Source organism: Parvibaculum sp., assembly GCF_002684405.1.
Lineage (GTDB): Bacteria > Pseudomonadota > Alphaproteobacteria > Parvibaculales > Parvibaculaceae > Parvibaculum.
Genome location: NZ_NYVD01000062.1, coordinates 1 through 8,563 on the forward strand (window position 1 = coordinate 1; position 8,563 = coordinate 8,563).

Below are 8,563 nucleotides of genomic sequence, written 5' to 3' on the forward strand. Positions count from 1 at the left end.
GGGCAATATTCAGGCGGCGCTGGAGCTGATGCGCACGGTGTCGCTCAATTTCCCGCATAGCGATGCGGCGCATGTATTGGCCGGGCGGATGTCCGATGTGTTCGCGAATTACTTCATCTCGGGCGGCGGCAAGGAGATGCCGCCGGTGAAGGCGCTCGCCTTTTATTACAATTTCCAGCAATTGACGCCGGTGGGGCAGAAGGGCGACGAGATGATCCGCCATCTTGCCGACCGCCTGGTGGAAGTGGATCTGCTGCCGCAGGCGGCGCAGTTGCTCGACTATCAGATCGAAAACCGCCTTCATGGCGGGGTGGCCAAGGCGCAGGTCGCCGCGCGGCTGGCGGGTATCTATCTGCTCGACCAGAAGCCCAAGGCCGCGCTCCATGCGCTGCGCGAGACGCGGCAGGTGCAGCTTCCCGCCGCGCTGCAGGAACAGCGCCGCCTTCTGGAGGCCCGCACGCTGGCCGACCTCCATCAATACGACAATGCGCTGGACCTGCTGGCGCAGATGAAAAGCCGGAAGGCGGCTCTTCTGCGTTGCGATGTGCTGTGGGATTCGGCGCGCTGGCCCGATGCGGGCGCCGCCCTGGAGGCGGAGCTTGGCGACAGCTGGAAGAACGATGGCGCGCTGGACGCGGAGACGCGCTTTGAAGTGATGCGCGCCGCGATCGCCTATTCCATGGCGCAGGACGAGGACGGGCTCGGCCGCCTTCGCAAGAAGTTCGGCGAGAAGATGCAGCAAAGCCCGGATGCGAGCGCCTTCGCCGCCGTGTCCGATCCCATCGGCGCCGGCAGTGGCGGGGCCTTCCGCGATGCGGTGCGCCGCATTGCCTCGGTCAATACGCTGGACAAGTTCCTCGCCTCGCTTGGCAAGGGCACCCCGACGGATGCGGTGCTGAACTAGAACGGCCTATCCAGACTTTCCTCATTTGACGGTGGGTGGCGGCGCCGGACCGCGGGGTGGGCCTTGCGTTAGAAATGTAATGTTATAACATTACAAAACTAAGCCGGTTCCATATCGCAAGGTGCCTCAATGCTGGAGCAGAAACTTCCCGTTACCGTCCTCTCCGGGTTTCTGGGAGCGGGGAAGACGACTCTTCTCAACAATATCCTGAACAATCGGGAAGGGCGTCGCATCGCCGTTATCGTGAACGATATGAGCGAGGTGAATATCGACGCCGATCTCGTGCGCGCGGGCGATGCGGCCTTTACGCGGTCGGAAGAGCAACTGGTCGAAATGACCAATGGCTGCATCTGCTGCACCTTGCGCGACGACCTTCTGAAAGAGGTGCGCGACCTCGCCGAGGACGGGCGCTTCGATTATCTCGTGATCGAGTCCACCGGGATCTCCGAGCCGCTGCCCGTTGCCGCGACCTTCGATTTTCGCGACGAGGCGGGAGAAAGTCTCGGGGATGTGGCGGAACTCGACACGATGGTCACGGTGGTCGATGCGGCGAACCTGTTGAAAGACTATTCCTCAACCGATTTTCTCGGGGATCGCGGCGAAAGCCTCGGCGAGGGGGATGACCGGTCGCTGGTCGGGCTGCTGGTCGAACAGATCGAATTCGCCAATGTGATCGTTCTCAACAAGGTGAACGAGACGACGCCGGAGGACCTCGATATTGCCCGCGGCATCATCCGCTCGCTCAATGCGGATGCGAAAATCATCGAGACCGATTTTTCGCGCGTGGCCCTCGATGAGGTGATCGATACGGGGCTATTCGACTTCGAGGAGGCCCAGCGGCACCCGCTTTGGTACAAGGAACTGCTCGGCTTTGCCGACCATGTGCCGGAGACCGAAGAATATGGCATTCGCAGCTTCGTCTATCGGGCGCGGCGGCCCTTCCACCCGGAAAAGTTCCACGACTTCCTGAACAAGAGCTGGCCGGGCGTGGTGCGCGCCAAGGGGCATTTCTGGCTGGCGACGCGGCCCGAATGGGTGGGCGAGGTCAGTCAGGCGGGGGCGCTCGTGCGCAATGAAGCGATCGGCTTCTGGTGGGACGCGCTGCCGCGCGAGCGCTGGCCGGAAAATCCGGAATGGCGGACCGAGCTGCGCAAACACTGGCACAAGGTCTGGGGCGACCGCCGGCAGGAGATCGTGTTCATCGGGCGCGATATGGGTGAGGCGTGGATCAGGGCGGAACTCGATGCCTGCCTTCTTGGAACCGACAGGAAAGCGCGTTTCGACTGGAAGGCCTGGTCGGAGCTTCGCGATCCGTTTCCTGCCTGGCGGAGCAATATGCTGGCCGAGGAGGCATAAAAAAGCCGGGCATGACGCCCGGCTTTTTCGTTGGGCCCGGTCAACAACATCCAGCAGCCTAAAATGCAAATAACTCAGGAATCCAGGTTGTTGGGCCAAAAAGAGAATATTGATGTGGACCGCTGGCAGCCTTTAAGTAGAGAGGAGGGAAAAGGTTTCTCGAAATTTTTCTGAGTGGCTTTTAAGGTCGGTGCATGGACCAGACTGATAACTTTGAGCTATTTGATTCGTCTTCGTCTGAGCCTGTTCCAAAGCCGGGACAGCGCTCGAGGCAGTCCGAGTTTGGTCAGTACATGACCTCGCCGGAAATTTCTAATTTCATGGCGGGAATGTTTACACCGCCTGCATGCGATGTGGTGCTCCTCGATGCGGGGGCTGGACAAGCGTCTTTGACAACTGCCTTTGTGCAACGCTGGTCAAATAAAGAACAACGCATCGAGGCACATGCATATGAGATTGACGTCAATATGCTTGGCGGTCTGCGTAGGAACATGTCGGTGCTTGCTAGCCCCAACGTCGATATCGAGGTAGTTGAAGGCGATTTTCTCGAGCATGCCGCGCACATGATTGCTTTGAGTAAGGGCCCTCGCTATACGCACGCGATCCTAAATCCACCTTATGGCAAAATATCGGCCTCATCCTTACACCGGAAATGGTGTCGGGTGGGCGGCTTGGAGACAGTCAATCTTTACAGCGGCTTCATTGGATTGTCGCTGAAGTTGATGAGGCCAGGAGGGGAGGTTGTCGCAATTATTCCACGTAGTTTTTGTAACGGTCCTTACTATCTACCGTTCCGTCGCCTCTTGCTGGGAGAGGCAGCAATTCGACGGATTCATCTTTTTGGATCGCGCGACAGGGCGTTCAAGGAAGACGCGGTTCTTCAGGAGAATGTTATTATTCATTTGGTTAGAGGTGCGGAGCAAGGCGACGTAACAATCTCCACGTCCACGGACCGGACTTTTTCAGATATGAACGAGTCTATCTATCCGTTCGAGAGCATAGTTTTCCCGGATGACAATCAATCGTTCATCCACGTTCCTAGTGGTGAAGAGGGTGAGGCAGATTTGCGTCACCATGCGACGCTTGAAGATATTGGTTTGAAAGTATCGACGGGGCCGGTTGTTGATTTTCGTGTCCGACCTCACTTGCGCCAGTTCCCCGAGTTTAATGACGCTCCGTTGCTATATCCGGGGCATTTTGTGAAGGGAAACATCATCTGGCCGCGGCCCGCCTTCAAGAAACCTAACGCGATAGCGCGAAACGTGGAAACTGAGCGGTTGCTATACCCCGCTGGATTCTATGTGCTCGTGAAGCGCTTTTCTTCCAAAGAAGAGAAGAAGCGTGTTGTCGCTTATCTCATTGAACCGGAAAAACTCGGTGGATATGAGGGTGCGATTGGCTTTGAGAATCATTTCAATGTCTTCCACGATGACCGCAAACCTCTGGATGAAGCAACGGCTCGTGGGTTGGCAATATATCTCAACGGATCGGCATTTGATGCTGCGTTTCGTCGTTTCAACGGTCACACGCAGGTCAACGCGACTGATCTAAGAAACATGACTTATCCAGATCGTGCGACCATTGTTCAGCTTGGAGAATGGGCCCGGAACAATCCGTCTGCCAGTCAAGAAGAAATAGATAAGGCTATAATAGATATCGAATGACAAAACTGGACGAAGCTCGGGACGTACTTCGCCAATTGGGCTTTCCCAGAGCGCAACACAACGAGCGTTCCGGATACACTCTGCTGGCTCTTCTAGACCTGAAAGAAGAGCAAGGGTGGGATGAAGCGTCCAATCCGTTGATGGGTATTACGCCCATAATGAAATGGATGGGCGATGCCTATGGAAAAAAATATGCCCCTAACAGCCGAGAGAGCGTACGGCGTCAAACGATTCATCAATTCCTTGCAGCGGGCTTAGTCATCGAAAATCCTGACAAAACAGGAAGGCCAATAAATAGTGGCGATTATGCTTATCAAATCTCTCCTGAAGCACTTCAGCTCTTACGCCTTTTTGGGACGCCGAAATGGTCTAATGCCCTGACGGAATACTTGGGATCACATGAGGCTTTGGTAGCTAAGTATGCTCGCCAACGAGAGATGGTGAAGGTTCCGGTTGCTCTCCCGGGCGGAAAGAAGATCACTTTAAGTGCCGGTGAGCACTCAGAATTGATCAAGGCAATAATCGAGGAATTCGCACCGCGTTTCGCTCCAGGCAGTCAGCTGGTCTATGCCGGTGATACTGGAGAGAAGATGGGTTATTTCGATGAGCGTTTGCTGGCATCGCTGGGGGTAACAATAGACAGTCACGGCAAGATGCCTGACGTAGTGCTCTATTATCAGGACAAAGATTGGCTTTTGCTGGTCGAGGCTGTTACCAGCCACGGGCCGGTTAATGCCAAACGCCACGAAGAGCTAATGCGATTGTTTGAAGAATCGACGATAGGCCTTGTCTACGTAACGGCATTTCCGACAAAGCAATTCATGGGAAAATACCTTACAGAAATCGCGTGGGAGACAGAAGTGTGGGTTGCTGACGCCCCCACACACATGATCCATTTTAATGGGATCAGATTCCTCGGGCCGTATACAAGCGACACATAAGGTTAGCCCCCCGATTAAGTGGCGGGATTATGCCGCCTTGGCGTGGCCGTGCTGCTCGCGGATCGTTTCGTCGTGATATTGCGACGGGTCGGTCGTGTATTCGGCGTGGCCGTAATCGACGAGGAGCCTGTTCAGCTTGTCGATCAGGCGACGGTCGGCCCATTCCTTCAGGCCGGGCGTGCGCAGCGCCAGTGCGTAGAGTTTTTCGCGGCCGAAGATGAAGAGCGCCAGCGAGACGAAGAGCGGCAGGTCGTAGGGCCTGAGTTCCACGCCCATCAGCTTCGCCTTGCCGGTCTTGTCACCCTTCAGGAACTGGCGGTTGAAATAGACGCGGGAGAAGCTGCGCTCAAGGAAGTTGAAGATGCGGTTCTTCAACGAATGGTCCTTCGGGAAATAGGCGGCCATGGTGGCGCGGACCAACGCGCCGCAGGTCTCGTCGTCATAGCCGTCGCGCAGCGTGCCGGAATAGATGGTCATGGCGTCGTAAATGCCCTGCGGCGTGGTGGCCAGCAGGTCTTCCGGCAGGCCGAGGAGCCAGCAGCGATAGCGGTTGAACTCCACAAAGGCGCGTTCCGACGGCGTGAACTCGGTGCGGCCCGCGCGCATCATCTGGAAGGCGAGGAGGAAGACGGCGATGGTGCCGGCGGGCATCTGGTCCACCTGCGGCACCGGAATGCCATAGACGTTGACGTCCCATTTTTCCGAGCCGCGCAGCACGTTGAAGCGCACCATGGAGTGCATGAGCCGCACCATGGCCGCCGATTTGAAGCCGGGGCCATGACGCTCTAGTGCGCCGGGGAGCGATGTGGTGGTGAAGAAGCTCGCCGTTTCCTTGATGCGGCGCACGGCGGTTTCATGGGAAAGCGTGCCGGTGAGCGCCATGGGGAGCGCGGAATATTTGTTGAGGAAGGTGGCGACGAAAGCGCCGCGCACCACGAAGGGGGAGAGGGTCGCCATGGGATTGCGGCTGACGCGCGCGCCTTCCTCGATGAGGCTCATGTCGATCCAGTCCGGCGTTGCCTCCATCTCGCGGATGAAGGCAATGAGTTCCTCCGGCGCGTCGGGCACGTTTTCCACGCCCTTGTCGCAGGCCTGCGTCAGCATGCCGATGAGGCCGCGGAAGCCATATTTCGGCATCAGCGCGGCATAGGCGTCCGCCGTGTTGTCGCCCAGCATGGTGTAGGCGCGGGCGCGGGCCACCGTTTCCGGGTCGGAGAGGAGGCGGCGTCGCGTGCTGTCGTCGCCGTCATTCAGGCGCATGCTCTGCTCGTCAGGATTGTCGACGAAGCGCTCCGGCTTAATCGAGAAATCCACCTTGCCGTACATTTCCGGCAGGTTTTCGCGTTGCGCAGCGACGCGCGCTTCCAGAGCTTCCAGGCTCTCCATCCCATCCTCCAAAACTTACAATTCATAAGTTACAGATTGTAAGTTATGCTTTCCGGGTCAGCGGAGCAAGTATGCAGCAAACAAAAAATACAAGTCAGGCCACACGCCGCCAGCGCATGAATGTGGAGGACCGGCGCGAGCAGATCCTCGACGTGACGCGGGACATTGTGGACGCGGAAGGCTTTTACGCCGTGACGCTGGACCGGGTGGCGGGGGAATGCGGGATCACGCGGACCGTGATCTACCAGCAATTCGGCAATCTCTCCGACCTGCTGCTTGCCATGGTGGACCGGGAATATGAGCGGGCGGCGCGGAGTTTCGACAGTGCCGCCGAGCGGGCGCCCGCCAAAGGACAATCGCGCTACGGGGCGGGCGTTGCGGGCATGCTGGAGGCGGTGGACGCCTCGCCCGCAACCTGGCGGATGCTGCTCATGCCGAGCCAGGGCGGGCCGCCGGAGCTTTATAACCGGCTGGAGCAGGGCCGCGCGCTGGCGCGGGCGCATTTCGCCGAGTCGCTGGAGAAAGAGGGGATGAGTTCATCGTCCCGGGCCAATCCGGACAGCGAACTTGCCGTGCATATGCTGCTGGCCGTGTCGGAAGAGCTGGTGCATCTGAGGCTGACGGACCCGGAGGCCTATACGACCGAGCGCCTCATCGCGCAGGCGGAATGGCTCTTCAAGGCGATGTTCCCGGGGTAGGGGGCGTTCGTTCAGGCAGCCTCCATCTCCGCGCATTTTTCGATGGCGGCGATTTCGTCTTCCAGCGTCTCTGCCTCGATGGCGAGGTCACAGGCCGCCTGCATGTTCATCCAGAATTGCGGCGTGGTGCCGAAGAACTTGGCCAGACGCAGGGCGGTGTCCGTCGTGACCGGCGTTTCTTCGCGGCTGAGGCGTTCGATCCGCGTGCGGGGGACGCGAAGCTTCTTGGCGAGCGCATAAGGCGTTAGCCCGAGGGGGCGCAGATATTCCTCGCGCAGGATTTCGCCCGGATGAATGGGCGGCAGTTTGTTCGGTGCCATCTGATCCCTCCTTGGATGTCGTGGCCTTTAACGGTCAGTGATAGTCAGTAAGCTCTACATCTACCGCGTGACCATCGACCCATTTGAAGCAGAGGCGGAACTGATCGTTCACCCGGATGGCGTACTGACCTTTCCGGTCTCCCTTCAATGCGTGCAGTTTGTTTCCCGGCGGCGAGGCGAGGTCGCTCAATTCCACTGCATGCTCGATCATGACGAGTTTGCGTTGGGCTATGCGGACAAGGTTGGCCGGAAATCCCTTGAACGGTTTTCCCTCGGCCACGGAGGCTGTCTTCCTGTCCTTGTATGACCGTATCATCCCGTCTCTCAACGGTTCGTATCGTATTGTGATACTGTTTCTGAGGTCAAGCGAATTGTATCGTGTGATGATACCATTTCGCCGAATGGTAGCGGAGAAGCGACTCGAACCCCCGGAAGCGAGGGGCGCGGCCCTTCAAGGCGATATTTCCGGGATAGGGCGTCAGTACGGCCAGGTCGGGTGCAGGTCGTCCACGACGAAGACGTGGCTGTGCCGCTTCCCGCCGGTGTTCTCGCCTTCGTGCCAGTGGGTGTGGGCGGCATCGAGATCGTCATGACTGTGTTCGATATAGACGGGATCTGCGACCGGCCAGATGCGGATGGCGATGAGCGTGGCGGCCAATGCGATCAGGCCAAGCAGCAGCGAAATCCCGTTCATGCCGATTGCGACACCGGCCCAGCCCGCGAGCGGATAGGCGAAAAGCCAGGCGGCATGGGAAAGGGCGAACTGGGCGGAAAACAGCGACGGGCGGTCTTCTTCGTGCGAGGAGCGCCGCAAGAGCCGGCCTGTCGGCGTTTGCGCCAGCGAAAAGCCCAGACCGAGGACGAACCAGACGAGCAACAGGACTGCATAGGCCTGTATCGCCGCCGCGGCCAAGGCACCCGCTGTCAGAACGGCCGCGCCGGCGAGCATGCCCGTCCTGTCGGAGACTTTCTCCAGCAGATTTGGCAGCAGGAGCGCGGCGAGCATGGAACCGCCGCCAAAGGCGGCCAGCGCCAGCGCGGTATCGGTTTCCGTCAGGCCGAGGCGGGACTGCACGAACACGACCGTATTGACGATGACGAGCGAACCCGATGCGGCGACGGCGACGTTGACGGCCATCAGACCGCGAAGGCGCGGCGTGGCGAGATAGATTCTGATGCCGCGCAGGGCGCGCGCCGCGAAACTTTGTTGCCGGTCGCGAAGCCGGCGAGCGGCCGGGAGGATGACGGTCGTCACCAGAAGAGCGGAGGCGACGAAGCCCAGAGCCGTGCCGAC

Annotated in this window: 8 protein-coding genes and 1 pseudogene; 5 read left to right on the forward strand and 4 right to left on the reverse strand. The window is 58.9% G+C overall.

Annotation, left to right across the window (positions count from 1 at the left end):
* The 4 genes and pseudogenes from CMI59_RS05255 to CMI59_RS05270 all read left to right on the forward strand — a co-directional run.
* A pseudogene (locus CMI59_RS05255) lies at window positions 1–904 on the forward strand (hypothetical protein); the annotation flags it as partial.
* 129 nt (window positions 905–1,033) lie between these two features.
* A complete protein-coding gene (gene zigA / locus CMI59_RS05260; protein ID WP_293325682.1) occupies window positions 1,034–2,260 on the forward strand; it encodes a zinc metallochaperone GTPase ZigA in 1,227 nt (408 codons plus the stop codon).
* A gap of 194 nt (window positions 2,261–2,454) precedes the next feature.
* A complete protein-coding gene (locus CMI59_RS05265; protein ID WP_293325684.1) occupies window positions 2,455–3,924 on the forward strand; it encodes a hypothetical protein in 1,470 nt (489 codons plus the stop codon).
* Window positions 3,921–4,865: a BsuBI/PstI family type II restriction endonuclease gene (locus tag CMI59_RS05270; protein WP_293325687.1), complete on the forward strand. Its 945-nt coding sequence runs from the start codon at window positions 3,921–3,923 to the stop codon at window positions 4,863–4,865. Before CMI59_RS05265 ends, CMI59_RS05270 begins: the two co-directional genes overlap by 4 nt.
* A gap of 27 nt (window positions 4,866–4,892) precedes the next feature.
* Here the strand turns inward: CMI59_RS05270 and CMI59_RS05275 are convergent, their stop codons facing one another.
* Window positions 4,893–6,251 carry an oxygenase MpaB family protein gene (locus CMI59_RS05275; protein ID WP_293325689.1) on the reverse strand — a complete coding sequence of 453 codons (1,359 nt, stop codon included), beginning with the start codon at window positions 6,249–6,251 and terminating at the stop codon, window positions 4,893–4,895.
* Between the two features lie 71 nt (window positions 6,252–6,322).
* Here CMI59_RS05275 and CMI59_RS05280 point away from each other — a divergent pair, with 71 nt between their 5' ends.
* The gene (locus CMI59_RS05280; RefSeq protein ID WP_293325691.1) at window positions 6,323–6,949 is read left to right on the forward strand and encodes a TetR/AcrR family transcriptional regulator; all 627 of its coding nucleotides are present in this window, start codon (window positions 6,323–6,325) and stop codon (window positions 6,947–6,949) included.
* Between the two features lie 11 nt (window positions 6,950–6,960).
* Here CMI59_RS05280 and CMI59_RS05285 read toward each other — a convergent pair whose 3' ends face one another.
* From CMI59_RS05285 to CMI59_RS05295, 3 genes are all read right to left on the reverse strand, one after another.
* Window positions 6,961–7,269, reverse strand: coding sequence for a HigA family addiction module antitoxin (locus CMI59_RS05285; RefSeq protein WP_293325694.1), 309 nt, complete (start codon window positions 7,267–7,269; stop codon window positions 6,961–6,963).
* 34 nt (window positions 7,270–7,303) lie between these two features.
* Window positions 7,304–7,585 carry a type II toxin-antitoxin system RelE/ParE family toxin gene (locus tag CMI59_RS05290; protein ID WP_293325696.1) on the reverse strand — a complete coding sequence of 94 codons (282 nt, stop codon included), beginning with the start codon at window positions 7,583–7,585 and terminating at the stop codon, window positions 7,304–7,306.
* Window positions 7,586–7,747: 162 nt separating this feature from the next.
* The coding region (locus tag CMI59_RS05295; protein WP_293325698.1) for an MFS transporter at window positions 7,748–8,563 on the reverse strand (816 nt) is incomplete at its 5' end.